Origin of the sequence: Micromonospora sp. D93 (genome assembly GCF_018070365.1) — a bacterium.
Lineage (GTDB): Bacteria > Actinomycetota > Actinomycetes > Mycobacteriales > Micromonosporaceae > Micromonospora > Micromonospora ureilytica.
In genome coordinates this window covers 35,590-56,840 of record NZ_JAGPXW010000013.1, presented here as the reverse complement: position 1 = coordinate 56,840, position 21,251 = coordinate 35,590, and the positions used below count along the sequence as shown (strand labels likewise).

Below are 21,251 nucleotides of genomic sequence, written 5' to 3'. Positions count from 1 at the left end.
CGGGGCGTTCGGCACGGCCGTGAGCGCGGCCCGACCTCCCACCCCACACGGCAGGAAGCGTGATGTCTATGAGTCATCGTGATGACTCACAGACATCACGCTTCCTGGAGTGCCCGCCGGCCGGCACCGTCGTGCTCTGCACCAACCTGGTCTGACCTCGGGGAACGGTCTCGGCGGTCGAGGCCAATCCCCGCTCGGCCGCCGCGAGGGACACGGGCCATGGCGGCGTAGGGCAGGGCCAAGACGGCATCAGCCCTGCTGTGCGCGCGGCGCGGGCTTGGCGGGAAACAGGGCGCGGGGGGCCCGGGACAGGGCCCCCCGCAGGGAAGGGACGGCTGGCTGTGCACGGCACAGCCGAGAAGGCTGGCTGATCGGCGCGCGGGTGCCGCGGGTCGACCGAGGTCAACCTTCCTGGACTCGACTGGCATCTCGTCCATCCTGGTCAACGAGGCGCGCCGGCCGCAGTGACGCCGACCGGCGCGGCAGCGCCGGACACGCCGAAGCCCGCCGGCAGGGGTGCCGGCGGGCTCCGATGACGCGGTACGCCTGGATCAGGCGGCGATCTTGCGGGCCAGGTTCTCGTCGAGCGCGTTCATGAACTCGTCGGTGGTCAGCCACGGGGCGTCCCGCGAGATGAGCAGCGAGAGGTCCTTGGTCATCTGACCGCCCTCGACGGTGTCGACGATGACCTGCTCCAGGGTGTTGGCGAACTCGGTGACCGCCGGCGTGCCATCCAGCTTGCCCCGGTGGGCCAGGCCCCGGGTCCAGGCGTAGATCGACGCGATCGGGTTGGTCGAGGTCTTCTCGCCCTTCTGGTACTGCCGGTAGTGCCGGGTGACAGTGCCGTGCGCGGCCTCGGCCTCGACGGTCCGGCCGTCCGGGGAGAGCAGGACGGAGGTCATCAGACCCAGCGAGCCGAAGCCCTGCGCGACGGTGTCGGACTGCACGTCACCGTCGTAGTTCTTGCAGGCCCAGACGTAGCCGCCCTCCCACTTGAGCGCGGCGGCGACCATGTCGTCGATGAGCCGGTGCTCGTAGGTGATGCCGGCGGTGTCGAACTCGGCCTTGAACTCGGCCTCGAACACCTCGGCGAAGAGGTCCTTGAACCGGCCGTCGTACGCCTTGAGGATGGTGTTCTTGGTGGACAGGTAGACCGGGTAGTTGCGGTCCAGTCCGTACCGGAACGACGCCCGGGCGAAGTCCCGGATCGACTCGTCGTAGTTGTACATGCCCATGGCGATGCCGCCGCCGGGGAAGTTGGCGACCTCCATCTCCATCGGCGCGCCGCCGTCGGCCGGGGTGTAGGTGATGGTCACCGTGCCCGGGCCGGGGACGACGAAGTCGGTGGCCTTGTACTGGTCACCGTGGGCGTGCCGGCCGATGATGATCGGCTTGGTCCAGCCGGGGACCAGCCGCGGCACGTTGGACATGATGATCGGCTCACGGAAGACGACGCCGCCGAGGATGTTGCGGATGGTGCCGTTGGGCGACCGCCACATCTTCTTCAGGCCGAACTCCTCAACCCGGGCCTCGTCCGGGGTGATGGTCGCGCACTTGACGCCGACGCCGTGCTCCTTGATGGCGTTGGCGGCGTCGATGGTGACCTGGTCGTCGGTCTCGTCGCGGTGCTGGATCGACAGGTCGTAGTAGTGCAGGTCGACGTCGAGGTAGGGCAGGATCAGCTGCTCCCGGATCTGCTTCCAGATGATCCGGGTCATCTCGTCGCCGTCGAGTTCTACGACCGGGTTGTTTACCTTGATCTTCGCCATCGGCCGGCGCTCCTCTCGGGGGACACGTGCTCAAGCAGTACGAGCGTACTGCAATTGGGCCGGCAGCCCTCAGCCGGCCTCGACCGGCCGGCGGAACCGGGCTGCGCGGAACAGGAATGCCCTGGAATCATCGTCCGATGCCACTGAACCGCACCCTCGGGTCTATCACGGTCACCGCACTCACCGATGGTGAGGGTGCCTTCTTCCAGCCCCGCGCGGAGGCGTTTCCGCAGGCCACAGCGGCACACTGGGCGGAGGCCGACCGGCGCGACCCCAGGTCGGTCACCGCCGACGGGCAGTGGTGGCTGCCGTTCCGCAGCTTCGCGATCCGCGCCGGCGATGGTCCGGTCACACTCGTCGACACCGGGATCGGCCCCACCGACGCACCCGCCGCGAGCTGGGCGCCGGTGCCGGGCCGGCTGCCCGCCGAGTTGGCCGCCGCGGGCATCGACCCGGCCGACGTCGACACGGTCGTCCTGACCCACCTGCACAGCGACCACATCGGCTGGGCGGTCACCGGCACGCCGGGGCGGCCGTACTTCCCGAACGCGAGCTACCTGGTGCAACGCGCCGAACTCGACGCCGCGGAGACGCTCAACCCGGGGCTTCCGGCCGGCCTCATCGCGCCCTTGCGCGCCGCCGGCCAGCTCCGGGTGGTCGACGGGGAGACCGCTCTCACCCCAGCGGTACGTCTGCTGCCCACCCCCGGCCACACCCCCGGTCACCAGTCGGTGCTCCTGACCTCAGCCGACGAGCGAATGCTGCTCACCGGCGACCTCTTGGTGCACATGGTGCAACTGGTCGACCCCACAGTGGCGTACGCCCACGAGGAAGACCCCGACCAAGCCCGCACCTCCCGCCTGACTACCCTCCGTACCCACTCCCCCGCCCTCCTAGCAACCCCCCACCTCCCCACCCCCTTCACCCTCTTCGAGGCGGTTGATCATGGGGTTGACGAGGCTGTTGATCTCCATCACCCCCGCTAACCCCATGATCAACAGGAGTCCCCGGGTGGGGGACGGGAAAGGGCGCGCCGGGGGTTGCCGGCGCGCCCTTCGGTGGTGCTGTGGTTCGGGGGGACTACATGCTGGAGATGTCGCCCTGCTTGGCGCGGACCGCTTCGGCGGCCGCCAGGAGGCTGGCGCGCTCGTCGGCGTCCAGGTCGGTCTCGACGACCCGCTTGACGCCCTCGGCGCCGATCTCGGCCTCGACACCCAGGTAGACGCCGGAGATGCCGTACTCGCCGTCGACCCAGGCGCAGACCGGCATGACGTCGCCGGAGTCCTCCGCGACAGCCTTCGCCATCCGAGCCGCGGCGGCGGACGGAGCGTAGTAGGCCGAACCGGTCTTGAGCAGCGCGACCACCTCGGCGCCACCGTTGCGGGTCTTGACGACCAACTCCTCGATCTGCTCGGCCGGCATCGCGTCACGCAGCGGCTTGCCGTTGACGGTGCTCTTCGACGGCACCGGGACCATGGTGTCGCCGTGCGAGCCCAGGGTCAGCGTGCGTACCGACGCCACCGGCACGTTCAGCGCCTCGGCGACGAAGTTGCTGAACCGGGCGGTGTCGAGCATGCCGGCCTGGCCGAGCACCCGGTTCTTCGGGAACTGGGTGGCGAGCTGCGCCAGCGCGGTCATCTCGTCCAGCGGGTTGGAGACCACGATGACGACGGCGTTCGGGGCGTACTTGGCGACGTTCTCGGCGACCTGGCGGACGATCTTGGCGTTGGTCTCCAGCAGGTCCATCCGGCTCATGCCGGGCTTGCGCGGCAGACCAGCGGTGATCACGACGACGTCGGAGCCCTCGATCTGCTCGTAGCCCTCACCGTTGGGGCCGGTGGTGACACCGACGACCTTGGTCTCGAAGCCCTCGATGGCCCGGGACTGGTTGAGGTCGAGCGCGAGGCCCGCGGGCTTGCCCTCCACGATGTCGGTGATCACTACGGTGTCGAAGACGTCGTACTCGGCCAGGCGCTGTGCGGTGGTGGAGCCGTAGAAGCCAGCCCCGACGACAGTGACCTTCTTACCCATGGTCGTCCCACTCCCTGATACCAGTCGGTTTTCCGGACCGTATCAGTCATCCTGGCACCGATCGGGCCAGGGGCGGCGGCCGTCGCCGGGATGGGGCGAACGTCACCGCCGTCCTGGCTGGGCGTTGCCGATGTGCGGGTCAGCCGCGCTCGGCGCGCTCCACGACGTTGCTGAGCAGCATGGCCCGGGTCATCGGGCCCACGCCGCCGGGCATGGGGACCAGCCCGCCGGCCGTCTCGGCCACCCCGGGGTCGACGTCGCCGGTGTAGCGGCCCTTGCCGTCCGCGCCGATCACGCGGGTGATGCCGACGTCCACCACCACCGCACCGGGGCTGATCATGTCGGCGGTGAGCAGGCCCGGTACGCCGGCCGCGACGATGACGATGTCGGCGGCACGGGTGTGCGAGGCGAGGTCCAGGGTGCCGGTGTGGCACAGGGTGACAGTGGCGTTCTCGCTGCGCCTGGTGAGCAGCAGGCCGAGCGGCCGGCCGACGGTGTTGCCGCGACCGACCACCGCGACGGTGGCGCCGCGCAGCGCCACGTCGTGCCGGCGGAGCAGCTCGACGATGCCGCGGGGGGTGCACGGCAGCGGGCCGTCGTAGCCGAGCACGAGCCGGCCCAGGTTGACGGGGTGCAGGCCGTCGGCGTCCTTGTCCGGGTCGATCAACTCCAGCACCTGCTGGGTGTCGAGGTGGGCCGGCAGCGGCAACTGGACGATGTAGCCGTGGCACGCCGGGTCGGCGTTCAGCTCGGCCAGTACGTCGTCGACCTGCTGTTGGGTGGCGTCGGCCGGCAGTTCGCGGCGGATCGAGGCGATGCCCACCTCGGCGCAGTCGCGGTGCTTGCCGTTGACGTACGCCTGGCTGCCCGGGTCCGCCCCGACCAGGACCGTGCCGAGCCCGGGGATGATGCCGCGTTCCGCGAGTGCCTTCACGCGTATGCGCAGCTCGTCCTTGATTTCCGCTGCGGTTGCCTTGCCGTCCAGAAGCGTCGCCGTCACGACCAGATCGTCTCACGGCCAGCACCCGTGGTTCAGACGACCTCGGTCGGGCCGTCCGCCGCCAGTGCCCTGTCGCCGGCCACCGGGCGGCCGGGCCGAATTGAGCGGACCGCCTTCGGCGTGACCGTGCGTGACGTGTTGCTAGTCACTCTCGGTCACAATCTGTGGATTCGATCACGGTCGAACCAGACAGACCGGGCCGATGCCACGGAGACCGGACCGTCGCCTCAGAAGGTGCCGGCCAACCCCAGGCGCGTAGAGACACCTCGTCAATGACGCGAATATCGGCAGGCCACTACCGATAAACGCGATTCTGCCTAGCAGACTCGCTCGGTCCCGACAAGGTAGGCAACCCCGGACCGTTACCCACCCGCAACCGCGTCGTTGTCGAAGGCCCGTCGCCGACCTACCGTTACCGCTTGTTGCGCAGCGTAACCCAGCGTCGGGCCTGACTGCGCAGCGTGAGGAGATGAGGAGGCTCAATGCGAGTTCGTAGACTCGCCGCCTGGACCGCCCTCCCGCTCGCGGTGACGCTGGGCCTCGCGGCCTGCGGCAGCGGCGGAGACGGCGGATCCAGCGGCAGCGACAGTTCAGCGGTCAGCATCCAGATCGCCGAGCCGAAGCACCTGGTTCCCACAAACACCACCGAGACGTCCGGGTCGCAGGTGCTCGCCGGCCTGTTCAGCCCGCTCGTCGACTACGACGCCCAGAACAAGCCGTACGAGGTCGCCGCGCAGTCGATCACCTCGTCCGACAACAAGGTCTGGACGATCAAGCTCAAGGACGGCTTCACCTTCCACAACGGTGAGAAGGTCACGTCCGAGGACTACATCAACGCGTGGAACTACGGCGCGTACGCCCCGAACGGTCAGGACAGCAACTTCTTCTTCGAGAAGATCGCTGGTTACGCCGACCTGCAGGGCAAGGCGCCGAAGGCCAAGGAGATGTCCGGCCTGAAGAAGGTCGACGACCTCACCTTCACCGCGACGCTGTCCGAGCCGTACATCGACTTCAAGACGACGCTGGGCTACAACGCGTTCTACCCGATGCCGGACGCCGCGTTCTCGGCTCCGGGCGTGCTCAAGGAGTCCTACGAGCAGGCGCCGATCGGGCAGGGCCCCTTCAAGATGAAGGGCACCTGGCAGCACGACAGCAAGATCGACGTCGAGCGCTACGACGCGTACCCGGGCGATAAGCCGAAGGTCAAGAACATCGAGTTCCGGATCTACCAGCAGCTCACCGCGGCCTACGCGGACGTCCTGGCGGACAACCTGGACGTGCTGCCCACGATCCCGACCGAGAGCCTGAGCACCGCGCCGACCGACCTGGGTGACAGGTACAAGACCAGCCCGATGTCGTCGTTCCAGTTCCTGGCGTTCCCGACGTTCGACAAGGACTACAGCAACCCGGACGTACGCAAGGCCATCTCGATGGCAATCGACCGTGACGAGATCACCAAGTCGGTCTTCAAGGGTTCGCAGACCTCGGCGCGCTCCTTCGTCTCGCCGGTTCTGCCGGGCTACCGGGAGAACACCGCGGGCAAGGCCGGCGAGTTCAACCCGACCGAGGCCAAGAAGCTCTACCAGGCCGCCGGCGGTCCGTCGAAGATCGTCATCTCGTACAACGGCGACGGCGGGCACAAGGACTGGGTCGACGCCACTGTCAACCAGCTCAAGACCAACCTGGGTGTGGACGCCGTCGGCTCGGCCGAGCCGAAGTTCGCCGACCTGCTGACCAAGGTCGAGAAGAAGACGCCGGTGGGTGCGTTCCGGATGGGTTGGGTCATGGACTACCCGACCATGGAGGACTACCTCGGCCCGCTGTACAGCACGAACGGCTCGTCGAACTACTACGGCTACAGCAACCCGGAGTTCGACAAGCTGGTCAAGGAGGGTTCCGCCGCCAAGACGCAGGACGAGGCGATCGCCAAGTACCAGCAGGCGGAGGACATCCTGGCCAAGGACATGCCGGTGATCCCGCTCCGCTTCGGCGAGAACGTGTTCGGCCACTCGTCCAAGGTCAAGAACGTGGAGATGGACCTGTTCCAGCGGGTCAACCTCGTCAAGATCGAAGCAGCCAACTGAGCTGACCATGGTGCGGGCCACCCGGGCGACGAAGCCCGGGTGGCCCGGACCGCACCACCGGGGCCGGGCCGCAGCAGCGGACCCGGCGTCGGTGGTGCCGGCTTCCCCGGGCCGGACGGCACGTCTCCGATATTTCGGGTACGACCAGAGATGCCGTCCTGCGACCCTTTCGCACATTTCCGGAGAGACTGCTAAGCATGTTCCGCTACATCCTGCGGCGCCTACTGCAGATGGTCCTGGCGTTCTTCGGGACCACCCTGATCGTCTACGCGCTGACATTCGCCGGGCAGGGCGACCCGATCCAGGCGCTCGCCGGCGAACGGCCGGTGACGCCAGCCCAACGGGCCTACCTGACCGAGAAGTACAACCTTGATCAGACGGGCGTCGGCGGCTTCTTCTACCGCTACTTCGACTACGTGAAGGACCTGCTCCAGGGCAACCTGGGCGAGTCGCTCACCGGTCGGAGCATCGGTGACATCCTCCAGCAGGCCTGGCCGGTCACCGTGCGGCTCGCGCTCATCGCGCTCGCTGTGGCGATCATCTTCGGCGTCACCGCCGGGGTGCTCGCCGGCATCCGCCGGGCCAGCATCTTCGACAACTCGACGCTGGTGCTGACCCTGCTGGTGCTGGGCATCCCGACAATCGTTCTGGCGCCGCTGGCGCAGTACTTCCTCGGCGTCAAGTGGCAGCTCTTCCCACCCACCGCCGGCTCCGACCCGACGTTCTACGCGCTCCTGCTGCCCGGCATCGTGCTCGGCTCGCTGTCGCTGGCCACCGCGCTGCGGCTCACCCGGGCCTCGGTGGCGGAGAACCTGCGCGCGGACTACGTCCGGACCGCCCGGTCCAAGGGCCTGGTCAAGCGGCGCATCGTCGTCGTCCACGTGCTGCGCAACTCCCTGATCCCAGTGGTCACCTTCCTCGGTGTGGAACTGGGCAACCTGATGAGCGGCGCGATCATCACCGAGGGCGTCTTCAACATCCCCGGCGTGGGCTTCAACCTCTTCCGCGGCATCCGCACCGAGGACGGCCCCCTGGTGGTGGGCATCGTCAGCGTGCTGGTCGTGGTCTACCTGGTCTCGAACCTGGTGGTGGACGTCCTGTACGCCGTACTCGACCCGAGGATCCGCTATGAGTGATTTTGAAACTGTGGCGGCCACCGAGAACCAGGCCGCGCGGCGTGGCCCCTCGGGGGAGCCGGGCACACCCAACCAGGTCGGCGCCGCGAACAAGCCCCGCAGCCTGGCCGGGGACGCCTGGCGCGACCTGCGCCGCAACCCGATCTTCTGGATCTCGCTGGCGCTGGTCGTCATCTTCAGCCTGATGGCGCTGTTCCCGGGGGTGTTCACCGCCAACAACCCGAACGACTGCCTGCTCTCCCGGCAGCACGCCGGGCCGTCCGGCGGGGCCATCTTCGGGTACGACTTCCAGGGCTGCGACACGTACTCCCGGGCGGTCTACGGCACCCGGGCATCGCTGCTGGTCGGCGCGCTCGCCGCGCTCGGCACCGGGATCATCGCGCTGGTGATCGGCATGCTGGCCGGTTACTTCGGCCGCTGGGTCGACGCGGTGCTCTCCCGGGTGATCGACGTGGTGCTCGGCATCCCACTGCTGCTGGCCGCGATCGTGCTGCTCAAGCGGGTGTCCAGCGACAGCCAGTGGGCTCGAATCGGCGCGGTCGTCTTCGTGCTGGCCCTCCTCGGCTGGACCACCGCCGCCCGGGTGGTCCGGTCGTCGGTGATCACCGCCAAGGAGCAGGACTACGTCGCGGCGGCCCGGATGCTCGGCGCCGGCAACAGCCGGATCATGTGGCGGCACATCCTGCCGAACTCGCTGGCCCCGGCGATCGTCGTGCTGACCATCGCGCTCGGCTCGTTCATCGCGGCCGAGGCGACGCTCTCCTTCCTGGGCATCGGCCTGAAGGCGCCCACCATCTCGTGGGGCCAGGACATCGACACCGGCCGGATCCACATGCGGGAGGCGGCCACCCCGTTGATCGTCCCGTCGGCCTTCCTGGCGCTGACCGTGCTGGCGTTCATCATGCTCGGCGACGCGATCCGTGACGCCTTCGACCCGAAGCTGCGGTGATCCCTCAGATGCGAGCGCGAGGAGTGAGCGAAGCGAGCCCCGCAGTCGCGAGCGAAAGGCAGGCACAGTCATGACCATCAATCCAACGCCCGCCTCTGCCACACCCGAGGGCGGTCACCTGCTGGAGCTGCGGGACCTGCACGTCGAGTTCCGCACCAACGAGGGCGTGGCCCGGGTGATCAACGGCGTGTCGTACCACCTGGACGCCGGCGAGACCCTTGCCGTGCTCGGCGAATCCGGCTCGGGTAAGTCGGTCACCGCCCAGGCGATCATGGGCATCCTGGACACCCCACCCGCGTTCGTCCGCTCCGGCCAGATCCTCTACCAGGGCGAGGACCTGCTGACCCGCTCCGAGGAGCAGCGCCGGCAGGTACGCGGCAAGGAGATCGCGATGATCTTCCAGGACGCGCTCTCCGCCCTCAACCCGGTCTTCCCCGTCGGTTGGCAGATCGGCGAGACGTTGCGCCAGCGCGCCGGCATGTCCCGAGCCGACGCTCGACGTCGTGCGGTCGAGCTGATGGACCTGGTCAAGATCCCGGGTGCGGCCAAGCGGATCGGCGACTACCCGCACCAGTTCTCCGGCGGTATGCGACAGCGCGTCATGATCGCCATGGCGTTGGCACTGGACCCGAAGGTGCTGATCGCCGACGAGCCCACCACGGCACTCGACGTGACAGTGCAGGCCCAGATCATGGACCTGCTGGCCGACCTTCGCCGGGAACTCAACATGGCGATGATCCTGATCACCCACGACCTGGGTGTGGTCGCCGGTGTCGCGGACCGGATCGCTGTCATGTACGCCGGCCGGATCGTCGAGCACGCCGACGTCCGGTCGCTCTACAAGGCGCCCGCCCACCCGTACACCAAGGGTTTGTTGGAGTCGATCCCGCGCCTGGACGTCCGCGGCCAGGAACTGTCGACGATCAAGGGGTTGCCGCCGAACCTGATGCGCATCCCTTCCGGCTGCCCGTTCCACCCCCGGTGCCCGTACGTCCAGCAGGTCTGCGTGGACGAGGTGCCGCACGACCTGGTCCTCGGCGACGGCCGGACCAGCACTTGCCACTTCGCGCAGGAGGTCCGTGATGACAGCGTCGCCCGCTAGCCCCGCCAAGGTCCGCGGCGAGACGATCCTCTCCGTCGACAACCTGGTGAAGCACTTCCCGATCACTCAGGGCGTGCTGTTCCAGCGGCAGATCGGGGCGGTGAAGGCCGTCGACGGGGTGAGCTTCGAGCTGCGTCGGGGCGAGACGCTCGGCGTGGTCGGCGAGTCCGGCTGCGGCAAGTCCACCCTCGCCCGGCTGCTGATGCGGTTGGAGACGCCCACCTCCGGACGCGCCACCCTGGAGGGCAAGGACCTGTTCAAGGCTTCCGGGGGCGAGCTGCGCCGGTTGCGCCGCAACATGCAGATGGTGATGCAGGACCCGTACACCTCGCTGAACCCGCGGATGACCGTCGGCGACATCATCGGCGAGCCGTTCGAGATCCACCCGGATGCCGCGCCGAAGGGCAGCAAGGCCAAGCGGGTCCAGGAACTCTTGGACCTGGTCGGGCTCAACCCGGAGCACATCAACAGGTACCCGCACCAGTTCTCCGGCGGTCAGCGTCAGCGCATCGGCATCGCCCGCGCCCTCGCGCTGAAGCCCGAGGTGATCGTCTGCGACGAGCCGGTGTCCGCGCTGGACGTCTCCATCCAGGCCCAGGTGATCAACCTGCTGAAGCAGCTACAGGGCGAGCTGGGGCTCTCGTACATCTTCATCGCACACGACCTGTCCGTGGTGCGGCACATCGCCGACCGCGTCGCGGTGATGTACCTCGGCCGGATCGTCGAGATCGGCACCGAGGACGAGATCTACGAGCGCGCCACCCACCCGTACACCCAGGCTCTGCTCTCTGCCGTGCCGGTGCCCGACCCGGAGGCCCGCGACCAGCGCAACATGATCCGGTTGGTCGGCGACGTGCCCAGCCCGGCCGACCCGCCGAGCGGGTGCCACTTCCGGACCCGCTGCTGGAAGGCCCAGGACATCTGCGCCGTCGAAGACCCGCAGGCCGTGCCGAGGGCAGCGGACCCGCACCCGTCCGCCTGCCACTTCGCCGAACTCCGCCCAGCCCTCCCGGCCTAACTGGCTTCCCAACTACGGTGATCATGGGGTTGACGGGCCGTTTCGTCCGGCTTGTCGCCCGCCAACCCCATGAACAACCCAGGATTAGTGGAAGAAGTGGCGGGTTCCCGTTAGGTACATCGTTACGTTGGCCTTCTTTGCCGCTTCGATTACCTCTTCGTCGCGGATGGAGCCTCCCGGCTGCACGATGGCGCGGACGCCGGCGTCGATGAGGATCTGTGGGCCGTCGGCGAACGGGAAGAACGCGTCCGAGGCGGCGACCGACCCCCGGGCCCGGTCGGCGCCGGCGCGGGTGACCGCGAGCTGCGCCGAGTCGACCCGGTTGACCTGACCCATGCCGACCCCGACGGTGGCGCCGTCCTTGGCGAGCAGGATCGCGTTGCTCTTCACCGCGCGGACCGCCCGCCAGGCGAACGCGAGGTCCCGCAACAGCGCCTCGTCGGCGGCCTCACCGGTCGCCAACTGCCAATTCGCCGGGTCGTCACCGGGGGCGTTCACCCGGTCCGCGACCTGGGCCAGCACGCCACCGGTCACCGGCCGCAACTCCACAAGCGCCGGCTTCCAAGCCGGTGCCCGCAGCAGCCGGACGTTCTTCTTGCCCTGCAACACCTCGACCGCGCCCTCGTCGAAGCCGGGGGCGACCACCACCTCGGTGAAGATCTCGGCGACCTGCCGGGCCAGCTCGACCGAGACCGACCGGTTGACAGCGATCACGCCGCCGTACGCCGACACCGGGTCGCAAGCGTGCGCCAGGCGGTGCGCCTCGGCGACGTCCGCGCCGACCGCGATGCCGCACGGGTTGGCGTGCTTGATGATCGCCACCGCCGGCTGGTCGGCGAAGTCGTTGGCGGCCCGCCAGGCGGCGTCGGCGTCGACGTAGTTGTTGTACGACATCTCCTTGCCGTGCAGCTGCTCGGCCTGGGCCAGCCCCGCCGGGGCGTCCGGGTCGGTGTAGAGCGCGGCGGGCTGGTGCGGGTTCTCCCCGTACCGCAGCGCCGTCGACTTGCGCAGCGCCAGCCCGGCGAACGCCGGCCAGGAGTCGTCGGCCGGGGCCAGCTCCTGGGCGCACCACTGGGCCACCGCCACGTCGTACTCGGCGATGTCGGCGAACGCCCGGGCGGCCAGCGAACGACGCTGGGCCAGAGTGAAGCCACCCTCGTCGAGCGCGCCGAGCAGCGCCGGATAACCGGCCGGGTCGGTGAGCACGGCGACCGACGCGTGGTTCTTGGCAGCGGCCCGCACCATGGCCGGGCCACCGATGTCGATCTGCTCCACGCACTCCTCGACGTCGGCGCCGGAGGCGACGGTCGCCTGGAACGGGTAGAGGTTGGAGACCAGCAGGTCGAACGCCGCCACGCCCAGCTCGTCGAGCTGCGCCACGTGCGTGTCCTTACGTAGGTCCGCGAGGAGGCCCGCGTGCACCTTCGGGTGCAGGGTCTTCACCCGGCCGTCGAGCACCTCGGGGAACCCGGTCACCGTCTCCACCGGCGTCACCGGCACCCCGGCGGCGGCGATGGTGCCCGCCGTGCTGCCGGTGGACACGATCTCCACGCCGGCCGCGTGCAGGGCCTGAGCCAGCTCGACCAGCCCGGACTTGTCGTAGACGCTGACCAGCGCCCGCCTGATCGGGCGGCGCCCGTCCTGAGTGGGACTCACGGAACCGTGACCTTCCTTCCGGTGATGGTCCAGCCTTCGCGGACCAGCCGACCGACCTGCTCGACGAGCTGGCGCCGCTCGGCTTCCTTGATGCGCTCGGTGAGCGTGTCGACGTCGTCGTCGTCCAGCACCGGCACCGCGACCTGCGCGACGATCGGCCCGGTGTCCATGCCGGCGTCGACGAAGAAGAGGGTGGCTCCGGTGAGCTTCACGCCATAGGCGAGGGCATCACGCGGGCCGTGGATGCCGGGGAACGCCGGCAGCAGCGTGTTGTGGGTGTTCAGGTAGCGGTCACCGAAGGCGGCGAGGAAGTGCGGGCCGACCAGCTTGAGGAAACCGGCGGAGATGACCAGGTCGGGCTGGTGCTTCGCGACGTGCGCGGTGAGCGCGTGGTCCCAGTCCTCCCGGGTGTCGTGGTCGCGGACCCGCTCGACGAAGGTCGGCACCCCCGCCGCGTCGGCCCGGTCCAGGCCCGCGATGCCGTCGCGGTCCGCGCCGACCGCGACGACCTGTGCGCCGTACGCGGGGTCGGCGGCGGCGTCCAGCAACGACTGGAGGTTGCTTCCGGAGCCGGAGATGAGGACGACGATGCGGGCGACGGACGCGGGCTCGGTCACCGGGCCACCCTATCGGGCAGGTCAGGGACGCCCTTCGGCTGGGCGGCGCGCCGATCTTCGACGTGCCGACGTGCGTCGACCCGGTACGCTGCCGCTCGCTGGGGCCGAACGCCGCGCCGGCCCACACACCGCCCCTGATCCGGCACACCGAGTGGTCGACAAGGGCCTGCTTGGGTGTTTTGGGAGAAACGTCGTCCTGTTGCTGTACTGGGCTTTGGGAGGACTGACCGCGATCATGGATGGAAACAAAGAGCACCAACTGACGGAACCAGTCCAAGGAGCTTCTCGAATGCAGCCCGGTAACCCCGGTCAGGACCCGTACGGCCAGCAGCCCAACCAGGACCCGACCGCTCCCCAGCCGCCGGCCGCCCCGTACGGCCAGCAGCCCACCTCCGGCCAGCCGTACGGCCAGCCGCAGCAGGACCCGTACGCCGCGCCGCAGGCCCCGTACGGCCAGCAGCCCACCTCGGGACAGCCGTACGGCCAGCAGCCGCCGTACCAGGACCCGTACGCCCAGCAGCAGCCCCCGTACGGCGCCGGCCCGACGTACCCGAACGCCGGGTACCCGCAGCAGGGGCAGGGGCAGAACAACACCCTCGGCCTGGTGTCGATGATCCTCGGTATCGCGTCGATCCCGCTGGTCTGCTGCCTGTACCTGGGTATCCCGGTCGGCATCGCGGGCATCGTGACGGGTTATCTCGCCAAGCAGAAGGTTGCCCAGGGCCAGGCCAACAACGCCGGCCAGGCCAAGGCCGGTCTGATCTGCGGCGCGGTCGGCGTCGGGCTGGGCATCCTGCTGCTCATCCTGAGCGTCGTGGCGCAGGTCAATCTGCCCACCCAGCCCTGACAGGCTCGGATTCGACGGGGCGCTCCGGGTTCGCCCGGGGCGCCCCGCGCTCGTCCAGGGCCTAGCGGGTCAGCGCACGGGTGGCGGCGGCGCCGAGGAGCGCGCCGGCCGTGATGACACCGGCCGCCACCGCCCCGACCTGCCAACCCACCGGCCCGACCTGGGCCAGCCGACCGGCGCCCAGCGGCCCGCCGGAAACCGCGGCAGCCGCACCGAGCACCACCCCGGCCACCGGCCCGGCCAGCACCGCCGGCGCCAGCAACTCGGCCCAACGCTGCGCGGCCCGCTCCGGCCCGGCGAGTCGAGCCACCCGACGGGCGAGCAGCCAGCCGGCGACCATCCCGGCCAGCACTGGCACCGCCAGCAGCAGGGCGCCGAAGCCGTCCACCGGGCCGCGCGGCAGGCCGGCGAGCAGCGGCACCGCCGGCAGCGCGCCGACCGACACCTCGCTGGTGCGGACCGCGGTGTCGGTCCCGACCGCGAAACCCGGCCCGAGCAGATAACTGGTCGACCAGACCGCCGCGTTGGGCGCGTACGCGACGCTGACCAGGGTGATGCCGGCCTGCCCGGCGACCCCGGTCCGGTACGCCCCGATCATGTCGGCCGCGTCGCCACCGCCGGTGGCCACCGCCAGGCCGGCCGCGCCCGCGCCCGCGCCGAGCAGCAGCAGCACGGCCACCAGACCTGTGCGAATGCCGTCGCGCACCGGACCCGGCAACCGGGTGACGAGCAGCCGGGTCACGGCGGTGATCCGGACCGCGCCGACCAGCGCGGCGAGCGTGCCGACCACAACGAACGTGGCGCCCGACCGGAGCACTGACACATCCGGCCCGCCGGTGCCCACCAGCACCGCCGCGAGCGCGCCGAGCAGCGCGTACGCGATGCCGACGGCACCCGCGGCGAGCAGTGCCCGGCGCGGTGAGCGGGTGTCGCGAGCGCCGATCGCGCGGCTGACGTGCACACCGGCGCGGGTCAGCCGCCAGAGCGCGAGCACTGTCAGCGCGAGCGGGGCGAGCCCGAGCGGACCGGACTCGGTGTGCAGTGGCACGCCGTGCCCGAGCAGCCAGCCGGCCAGCGCGGTCCGCAGGGTGCCGGTCACTGTGGTGGAGTCCGCGCCGAGCTGCACCAGACCGAGCACGATGGCGACCGGCAGGTACGAGGTGAGGGCGGCCCAGCAGGCGGCCACCCCGGCGGCGACGGGCAGCGGCGCACGCCCGCGCGGCGACCCGCCCGCGCGGGGCGCGGGCACCCGCCGGGCCGGTGCGGCACGGTCGACCGGCCGGTCGTCGGCGCTCACACCGCCGGGACGGCTGGGACGGTCAGGGGTGACGGGGGACATCCGCTCTACTCTGGCACGTCGCGCGGGCGGTGGCAGTCCGTTAACCCCTCCTGAGGACGGCGAGTTCAGCGAACCGACGTCCTGCCCACCCTCGCCGGTCTAGCCTCGGCCCAGAGGGGCGCGAGTCGCCGCCACCCGGGACGGGCCCGCCGGTCGCGGTCCGGGCCGGCACGTCGCCCACGACCGCTCGGAGGAAGCTGTGACGACGCCATACCCGCCTCCCCCGCCGCCACCGGCCCAGGGACGCGATCGAACCACAGTGTGGGGCGTGCTGGGCATCGTGCTCGGGCTGATCTGCTGCGGCATCTTCGGCATCGTCTTCGGCTACCTGTCCATCCGCGATGCCCGGCGGTACGGGCAGTCGCCGCTGCTCGGTTACCTCGCCATCGCGTTCGGCGTGATCAACATCATCGGCGGTGCGATCCTGCGCGCAACCGGCAACTATCCGTTCTGGAACAACGACTGACGCGTACGCCGAAGGGGGTCGACCGCAACCGGTCGACCCCCTTCGTCTTGCCTGACCTGGCTCAGCTGCCGGACATGATCTCCCGCATCAGCTTGGCGGTCTCGGTAGGCGTCTTGCCGACCTTGACGCCGACGGCCTCAAGCGCCGCCTGCTTCCCCTCGGCGGTGCCCGCCGAGCCGGAGATGATCGCCCCGGCGTGACCCATGGTCTTGCCGGGAGGCGCGGTGAAGCCGGCGATGTAGCCGACCACCGGCTTGGTGACGTTGGCCTTGATGAACTCGGCGGCCCGCTCCTCGGCGTCGCCACCGATCTCACCGATCATGACGATGGCGTCGGTCTCCGGGTCGGCCTCGAACGCCGCGAGGGCGTCGATGTGGGTGGTCCCGATGATGGGGTCACCGCCGATGCCGACGCAGGTGGAGAAACCGATGTCGCGCAGCTCGTACATCATCTGGTAGGTCAGCGTGCCGCTCTTGCTGACCAGGCCGATCCGGCCGGAGCCGGTGATGTCGGCCGGGATGATGCCGGCGTTGGACGCGCCCGGCGAGGCGATGCCCGGGCAGTTCGGCCCGATGATCCGGGTCTGCTCGCCCTGCGCCACGTTGTACGCCCAGAACGACGCGGTGTCGTGCACCGGGACGCCCTCGGTGATCACCACGGCCAGCGGGATCGCGGCGTCGATCGCCTCGACCACTGCGGCCTTGGTGAACTGCGGCGGCACGAAGATGACAGTGACGTCGGCCCCGGTCTCGGCCATCGCGTCCGCGACGGATGCGAAGACCGGCAGCTCGGTGCCGTCGAAGTCCACCTTCTGGCCCGCCTTGCGCGGGTTGACGCCACCCACCACGTTGGTGCCGGCGGCCAGCATCCGCCGGGTGTGCTTGGAACCTTCGGAACCGGTCATCCCCTGGACGATGACCTTCGAGTCCTTGGTCAGCCAGATAGCCATGATCAGACCCCCGCAGCTGCCAGCTCGGCGGCCCGCTCGGCCGCACCGTCCATGGTGTCCACCCGCTGCACGAGCGGGTTGTTCGCGCTGTCCAGGATCGCCCGGCCAGCCTCGGCGTTGTTGCCGTCGAGACGGACGACGAGCGGCTTGGTGACCTGCTCGCCGCGCTGCTCCAGCAGTGCCAGCGCCTGGATGATGCCGTTGGCGACCTCGTCGCAGGCGGTGATGCCGCCGAAGACGTTGACGAAGACGCTCTTCACGGCCGGGTCGGAGAGCACGATCTCCAGCCCGTTCGCCATCACCGCGGCGCTCGCGCCGCCGCCGATGTCGAGGAAGTTGGCCGGCTTGACGTTGCCGTGCCGCTCACCGGCGTACGCGACCACGTCGAGGGTCGACATGACCAGACCCGCGCCGTTGCCGATGATGCCGACCTCGCCGTCGAGCTTGACGTAGTTGAGGTCCTTGGCCTTGGCAGCCTGCTCCAGCGGGTCCACCGCGGCCTGGTCGACCAGGGCCTCGTGGTCCGGGTGCCGGAACGCGGCGTTCTCGTCCAGGCTGATCTTGGCGTCGAGCAGCAGCATCCGGCCGTCGCCGTTCTTGGCGAGCGGGTTGACCTCGACCAGGGTGGCGTCCTCGGCGACGAACGCCTGCCACAGACCCACGGCGATCTCGACCACCTGGTCGGCGACCTCGGCCGGGAAGCCGGCAGCGGTCACGATCTCGCGGGCCTTGGCCTCGTCCACGCCCTTCACGGCGTCGATCGGGGCCTTCACGACCTTGTCGGGGGTCTCGGCGGCGACCTGCTCGATGTCCATGCCGCCGGCGACGCTGGCGATGCAGAGGAAGGTGCGGTTCGCCCGGTCGAGCAGGTACGAGAAGTAGTACTCCTCGGCCACGTCCGCGGTCACCGTGATCATGACCTTGTGGACGGTGTGACCCTTGATGTCCATGCCGAGGATGTCCGTGGCCCGGGCCACCGCCTCATCCGGGCCCTCGGCCAGCTTGACGCCGCCGGCCTTACCTCGGCCGCCGACCTTTACCTGCGCCTTGACGACCACACGGCCGCCAAGGCGTTCGGCGATCGCGCGGGCCTCTTCCGGGGTAGTGGCGACGCCGCCGGCCAGCACGGGCAAGCCGTGCCGCTCGAACAGGTCCCGCCCCTGGTACTCGTACAGGTCCACGATTGCGCGTCCCGTCCCGTCTCCGCGGCGCGCCGTCGCGCCGCCACCAGCGTTCAAAAAACAGTTTGACGCCTGTCATCAGTTGAAACAGGCCATTGGCCGCAGCCTAGCGAGGTCGGCACCACCGGCAACCGAGCGGGTGCGCGGTGTGCGGTAATGCACAACCGGACATCAGGCGTTGCCGGTTTCCGGCCATGACTCCTGTGGCATCCACCGTCCGGAGGATGTTGTCCGGCTTGCGTAACCCTGCCGTGGGGGCGTCGTTGAGTCAGATGTCGGAGCGCTGAACAGCGCAAAGACGGGATACGGCCGATGCCCTGTCGGTCGAGGGGTGGCGGCGGGGCATCGTGCATAGAGGGGCCGGACGTGTGAGGGGTGCGTCCGGCCCCTCCCCCGTGCCCAAATCCGGTCGGCGCAGCAGACCGGCGGGCCTCAGGAAACCGGCTGGGCCACGTTCTGTCGGACCCACTCGACAATCGCCTGGGTGGTGGCGCCCGGCGTGAAGATCTTCGCGACGCCGAGCTTCTCCAACTCGGGAATGTCGCCGTTCGGGATGATGCCGCCGCCGAACACGACGATGTCGCGGGCGTCCCGCTCACCGAGCAGTTCCAGCACCCGCCGGAAGAGCGTCATGTGCGCGCCGGAGAGAACGGACAGGCCGACCGCGTCGGCGTCCTCCTGGATGGCGGTCTCCACGATCTGCTCGGGGGTCTGGTGCAGGCCGGTGTAGACGACCTCCATGCCGGCGTCCCGCAGGGCGCGCGCCACGACCTTCGCGCCCCGGTCGTGGCCGTCCAGGCCAGGCTTGGCGACGACGACCCGAATTCGAGAGCTCATCAGCGCACACCTTTCACCGGCTGGACCGCCTTCACCTTAACGAACGGTAACCCGGCGGACCCGGCCCGGGAAATCCGGGCTCTGCCACCGGCCGTTACCCGGCGCGCCCGGGGGCAACCCCACGAGGTCCGGTGCCGAACCATTCCCGCCCCACTTCCGGACAGGGCCGCCGACACCATCCCGACGGCTGCTCGGAGTCAAGCCGGACGAGTCCGCCGGAACGGTCACGCTCGGCGACGAACGGGCAGCGACGGGGGCACCGTTTGGTGTCGCGATGCATGACAATCATGGACGCAAACGGACAGATCGACACGCCAATTTTCCGCTCTAGCTTGTGACTCGCCTGGCGGTTGGCTAACGTGTCCACGGTTGTCATCAGGTCCATGGACGGGTGACGACGCGGTCAGCGGACGCTTCCCTGGAGCTTCAGGGGACGCCCACCGGCCGCTTCGGAACCCCGACAACGGAGGGTGTGCGTGCGCCAGCGCCTGTCGTCTGAGCCCGATCGATATCGCGGTCGCCGCCGCGTACCCACCCCACCCCGCAGCCGTTACGCCGCTGTCGTCACCACCGCGTTCGTCGGTGCCGGCATCGTGGCCCTCGGCGCGAGCGCCCTGCCGGACGCCAAGGACGTCAGCCCGACGGTCCTCGACGAGCTCAAGCAGGCGTCGGTCACCAGTCAGGACGCCGCGGCCCGTGCGGACAACGCCGACCGCGCCTCCCGGGACAGCCGCAGCACTGACAGCGCCGAGCGCGAGGTTTGGCTGCTGCCGCTGCAGGGCTATGACTTCAACTCCCCGTACGGCGTCCGCTGGGGCAAGATGCACACCGGCGTGGACCTTGTCGCCGGCGAGGGCACGCCCTACGTGGCGATCCACGACGGGCTCGTCACCAAGGCCGGCTGGTTCGGCGGGTACGGCAACGCGGTGATCGTCCAGCACGCCGACGGCAGCGAGGCCATCTACGGCCACTCCTCGGCGGTGAACGTCAAGGAAGGCCAGCAGATCAAGGCGGGCGACCAGCTCGGCCTCGTTGGTCAGACCGGCCACGCGTACGGCACCCACCTGCACCTGGAGATCCATGTCAAGGGGCAGCCGATCGACCCGGTGCCGTTCCTTCAGGAGCGCGGAGTGGACATCAAGCTGCAAGTCGAGGCAATCTACAGCGATGCAGCCGCCTCCTGACTGTGTGTAACGGCCGTTGACCGCCCGGATCTGTCGATCCGGGCGGTTTTGCGTGGACGCATGTCTGCCAGGTCACAGCTGAGATTGTGAGCGGCGACACCATCCCGCATGATCACTTTTCCGGTCGTAGCGCCGCAGAGCGGGTCATACCCGGGCAGCCGACCGTCCGCCGCCCCTCGGGGGTTCGGTCCCCCGCGCCTGCGCCGACTCGGCCGACACCAGTATTTCGAGGTCAAGTGCCCCTCGACTGTGAAGGTCCGCCGTGCAGGAAGACAGCCCCGTCCAGAACGAGAACACCCCCGACACCAGCCAGACCGAACCGCAGCGCACCGGCCGCCGGAACCGCCTCATCGTGCTCGGGGCCGCCGTCCTGGTAGCCCTCGGCCTCGGCGGTGTCGCCGTCGCCACCGGCGGCACCGACCACCCGGCACCCGCCGCCGTCTCCCTCGACGCCCAGTCCCGGGCCGACGCCGCGAGCCGGGCCGACCGCTCGGTCCGTGAGTCGAGCACACCGGTCACCCCCTCGCTCAGCCCGACGCCGAGCCCGTCGGCGATCAGCGCCAGCCCCACTAAGACGGCCGCCGCGAAGGCCAAGCCGAAGCCCAAGCCGAAGAAGACCACCAAGCCCACGCCCGCCTGGGTCGACCCGATGCCGGGCGCAGCCGTCACGTCCTGCTACGGGCAGCGCTGGGGCACCCTGCACGCCGGCGTCGACCTGGCGCTGCCCTCCGGTACGCCGATTCACGCCGCGGCGGCCGGCACCGTGACCCAGGCCGGCGACGCCTCCGACGGGTACGGCAACTCCGTCTTCATCGACCACGGCAACGGCTACCTGACCCACTACGCCCACCAGAGCCGCATCGCTGTCACCGTGGGACAGGCGGTCAAGGCCGGCCAGGTCATCGGCTACGAGGGCGCCACCGGCGATGCCACCGGCCCGCACCTGCACTTCGAGGTGCACCAGGGCATGTGGAACCAGATCGACCCGGCCCCGTTCATGCGGGCCCGCGGCGTCGACCTGGGCTGCTGAGGCGACATCCCCGCGCGGTCCTCGCACAACAGCAGGGACGGAGGGCCTGAGGCGCT

At 69.8% G+C, this 21,251-nt stretch carries 19 protein-coding genes; 10 read left to right on the top strand and 9 right to left on the bottom strand.

Annotated features, from left to right (window positions below):
- Positions 1 to 551: 551 nt before the first annotated feature.
- Entirely contained in the window at positions 552 to 1,769 is a 1,218-nt protein-coding gene (locus tag KBX71_RS16845) for an NADP-dependent isocitrate dehydrogenase (RefSeq protein WP_210818969.1), read from the bottom strand.
- A 137-nt stretch (positions 1,770 to 1,906) separates the two neighbouring features.
- On the opposite strand from KBX71_RS16845, the gene KBX71_RS16840 reads away from it, so the two are divergent.
- Entirely contained in the window at positions 1,907 to 2,755 is an 849-nt protein-coding gene (locus tag KBX71_RS16840; RefSeq protein WP_210818968.1) for an MBL fold metallo-hydrolase, read from the top strand.
- A gap of 94 nt (positions 2,756 to 2,849) precedes the next feature.
- Here the strand turns inward: KBX71_RS16840 and KBX71_RS16835 are convergent, their stop codons facing one another.
- Both KBX71_RS16835 and KBX71_RS16830 read right to left on the bottom strand, forming a co-directional pair.
- Positions 2,850 to 3,800 carry a malate dehydrogenase gene (locus tag KBX71_RS16835; protein ID WP_196929567.1) on the bottom strand — a complete coding sequence of 317 codons (951 nt, stop codon included), beginning with the start codon at positions 3,798 to 3,800 and terminating at the stop codon, positions 2,850 to 2,852.
- A 139-nt stretch (positions 3,801 to 3,939) separates the two neighbouring features.
- The gene (locus KBX71_RS16830) at positions 3,940 to 4,800 is read right to left on the bottom strand and encodes a bifunctional methylenetetrahydrofolate dehydrogenase/methenyltetrahydrofolate cyclohydrolase (protein ID WP_210818967.1); all 861 of its coding nucleotides are present in this window, start codon (positions 4,798 to 4,800) and stop codon (positions 3,940 to 3,942) included.
- Positions 4,801 to 5,282: 482 nt separating this feature from the next.
- On the opposite strand from KBX71_RS16830, the gene KBX71_RS16825 reads away from it, so the two are divergent.
- The 5 genes from KBX71_RS16825 (at position 5,283) to KBX71_RS16805 (ending at position 11,089) form a co-directional block, all read left to right on the top strand.
- Positions 5,283 to 6,884: an ABC transporter substrate-binding protein gene (locus tag KBX71_RS16825; protein WP_210818966.1), complete on the top strand. Its 1,602-nt coding sequence runs from the start codon at positions 5,283 to 5,285 to the stop codon at positions 6,882 to 6,884.
- Between the two features lie 197 nt (positions 6,885 to 7,081).
- Positions 7,082 to 8,020 (top strand): ABC transporter permease, encoded by a 939-nt coding sequence (locus tag KBX71_RS16820; RefSeq protein ID WP_091406336.1) that lies wholly within the window; start codon positions 7,082 to 7,084, stop codon positions 8,018 to 8,020.
- Positions 8,013 to 8,969: an ABC transporter permease gene (locus tag KBX71_RS16815; protein WP_210818965.1), complete on the top strand. Its 957-nt coding sequence runs from the start codon at positions 8,013 to 8,015 to the stop codon at positions 8,967 to 8,969. The genes KBX71_RS16820 and KBX71_RS16815 overlap by 8 nt, the downstream gene beginning before the upstream one ends.
- 70 nt (positions 8,970 to 9,039) lie before the next feature.
- A complete protein-coding gene (locus tag KBX71_RS16810; protein WP_210818964.1) occupies positions 9,040 to 10,071 on the top strand; it encodes an ABC transporter ATP-binding protein in 1,032 nt (343 codons plus the stop codon).
- Positions 10,052 to 11,089: an ABC transporter ATP-binding protein gene (locus tag KBX71_RS16805; RefSeq protein WP_210818963.1), complete on the top strand. Its 1,038-nt coding sequence runs from the start codon at positions 10,052 to 10,054 to the stop codon at positions 11,087 to 11,089. The genes KBX71_RS16810 and KBX71_RS16805 overlap by 20 nt, the downstream gene beginning before the upstream one ends.
- Before the next feature lie 84 nt (positions 11,090 to 11,173).
- Here the strand turns inward: KBX71_RS16805 and purH are convergent, their stop codons facing one another.
- Together purH and purN are read right to left on the bottom strand one after the other, a co-directional pair.
- On the bottom strand, positions 11,174 to 12,745 hold the full coding sequence (purH, locus tag KBX71_RS16800; protein ID WP_210818962.1) for a bifunctional phosphoribosylaminoimidazolecarboxamide formyltransferase/IMP cyclohydrolase: 1,572 nt from the start codon (positions 12,743 to 12,745) through the stop codon (positions 11,174 to 11,176).
- Positions 12,742 to 13,362: a phosphoribosylglycinamide formyltransferase gene (purN, locus tag KBX71_RS16795; protein ID WP_124819649.1), complete on the bottom strand. Its 621-nt coding sequence runs from the start codon at positions 13,360 to 13,362 to the stop codon at positions 12,742 to 12,744. Before purN ends, purH begins: the two co-directional genes overlap by 4 nt.
- A gap of 289 nt (positions 13,363 to 13,651) precedes the next feature.
- On the opposite strand from purN, the gene KBX71_RS34410 reads away from it, so the two are divergent.
- On the top strand, positions 13,652 to 14,209 hold the full coding sequence (locus tag KBX71_RS34410) for a DUF4190 domain-containing protein (protein ID WP_210818961.1): 558 nt from the start codon (positions 13,652 to 13,654) through the stop codon (positions 14,207 to 14,209).
- A 61-nt stretch (positions 14,210 to 14,270) separates the two neighbouring features.
- On the opposite strand, the gene KBX71_RS16785 is transcribed toward KBX71_RS34410, so the two are convergent.
- Entirely contained in the window at positions 14,271 to 15,548 is a 1,278-nt protein-coding gene (locus KBX71_RS16785; protein WP_210818960.1) for a DUF6350 family protein, read from the bottom strand.
- A 199-nt stretch (positions 15,549 to 15,747) separates the two neighbouring features.
- On the opposite strand from KBX71_RS16785, the gene KBX71_RS16780 reads away from it, so the two are divergent.
- Complete coding sequence (locus KBX71_RS16780) at positions 15,748 to 16,014, top strand: DUF4190 domain-containing protein (protein ID WP_210818959.1); 267 nt, start codon at positions 15,748 to 15,750, stop codon at positions 16,012 to 16,014.
- 61 nt (positions 16,015 to 16,075) lie between these two features.
- Here KBX71_RS16780 and sucD read toward each other — a convergent pair whose 3' ends face one another.
- The 3 genes from sucD to KBX71_RS16765 form a co-directional block, all read right to left on the bottom strand.
- Positions 16,076 to 16,963, bottom strand: coding sequence for a succinate--CoA ligase subunit alpha (gene sucD, locus KBX71_RS16775; RefSeq protein WP_210818958.1), 888 nt, complete (start codon positions 16,961 to 16,963; stop codon positions 16,076 to 16,078).
- Positions 16,964 to 16,965: 2 nt separating this feature from the next.
- Entirely contained in the window at positions 16,966 to 18,144 is a 1,179-nt protein-coding gene (sucC, locus tag KBX71_RS16770) for an ADP-forming succinate--CoA ligase subunit beta (protein WP_091406357.1), read from the bottom strand.
- 432 nt (positions 18,145 to 18,576) lie between these two features.
- Positions 18,577 to 18,981: a cobalamin B12-binding domain-containing protein gene (locus tag KBX71_RS16765; RefSeq protein ID WP_030491849.1), complete on the bottom strand. Its 405-nt coding sequence runs from the start codon at positions 18,979 to 18,981 to the stop codon at positions 18,577 to 18,579.
- Between the two features lie 476 nt (positions 18,982 to 19,457).
- Between KBX71_RS16765 and KBX71_RS16760 the strand changes: the two genes are divergently transcribed.
- Positions 19,458 to 20,165 carry a M23 family metallopeptidase gene (locus tag KBX71_RS16760; RefSeq protein ID WP_210818957.1) on the top strand — a complete coding sequence of 236 codons (708 nt, stop codon included), beginning with the start codon at positions 19,458 to 19,460 and terminating at the stop codon, positions 20,163 to 20,165.
- Between the two features lie 262 nt (positions 20,166 to 20,427).
- Positions 20,428 to 21,195 (top strand): M23 family metallopeptidase, encoded by a 768-nt coding sequence (locus KBX71_RS16755; protein ID WP_210818956.1) that lies wholly within the window; start codon positions 20,428 to 20,430, stop codon positions 21,193 to 21,195.
- Positions 21,196 to 21,251: the final 56 nt, after the last annotated feature.

Excerpts from the sequence above, each read along its gene's own strand:
- KBX71_RS16845 (WP_210818969.1), bottom strand. The coding sequence starts at position 1,769 with ATGGCGAAGATCAAGGTAAACAACCCGGTCGTAGAACTCGACGGCGAC.
- KBX71_RS16840 (WP_210818968.1), top strand. The coding sequence starts at position 1,907 with ATGCCACTGAACCGCACCCTCGGGTCTATCACGGTCACCGCACTCACC.
- KBX71_RS16835 (WP_196929567.1), bottom strand. The coding sequence starts at position 3,800 with ATGGGTAAGAAGGTCACTGTCGTCGGGGCTGGCTTCTACGGCTCCACC.
- KBX71_RS16825 (WP_210818966.1), top strand. The coding sequence starts at position 5,283 with ATGCGAGTTCGTAGACTCGCCGCCTGGACCGCCCTCCCGCTCGCGGTG.
- KBX71_RS16820 (WP_091406336.1), top strand. The coding sequence starts at position 7,082 with ATGTTCCGCTACATCCTGCGGCGCCTACTGCAGATGGTCCTGGCGTTC.
- KBX71_RS16815 (WP_210818965.1), top strand. The coding sequence starts at position 8,013 with ATGAGTGATTTTGAAACTGTGGCGGCCACCGAGAACCAGGCCGCGCGG.
- KBX71_RS16810 (WP_210818964.1), top strand. The coding sequence starts at position 9,040 with ATGACCATCAATCCAACGCCCGCCTCTGCCACACCCGAGGGCGGTCAC.
- KBX71_RS16805 (WP_210818963.1), top strand. The coding sequence starts at position 10,052 with ATGACAGCGTCGCCCGCTAGCCCCGCCAAGGTCCGCGGCGAGACGATC.
- KBX71_RS34410 (WP_210818961.1), top strand. The coding sequence starts at position 13,652 with ATGCAGCCCGGTAACCCCGGTCAGGACCCGTACGGCCAGCAGCCCAAC.
- KBX71_RS16785 (WP_210818960.1), bottom strand. The coding sequence starts at position 15,548 with ATGTCCCCCGTCACCCCTGACCGTCCCAGCCGTCCCGGCGGTGTGAGC.
- sucD (WP_210818958.1), bottom strand. The coding sequence starts at position 16,963 with ATGGCTATCTGGCTGACCAAGGACTCGAAGGTCATCGTCCAGGGGATG.
- KBX71_RS16765 (WP_030491849.1), bottom strand. The coding sequence starts at position 18,981 with ATGAGCTCTCGAATTCGGGTCGTCGTCGCCAAGCCTGGCCTGGACGGC.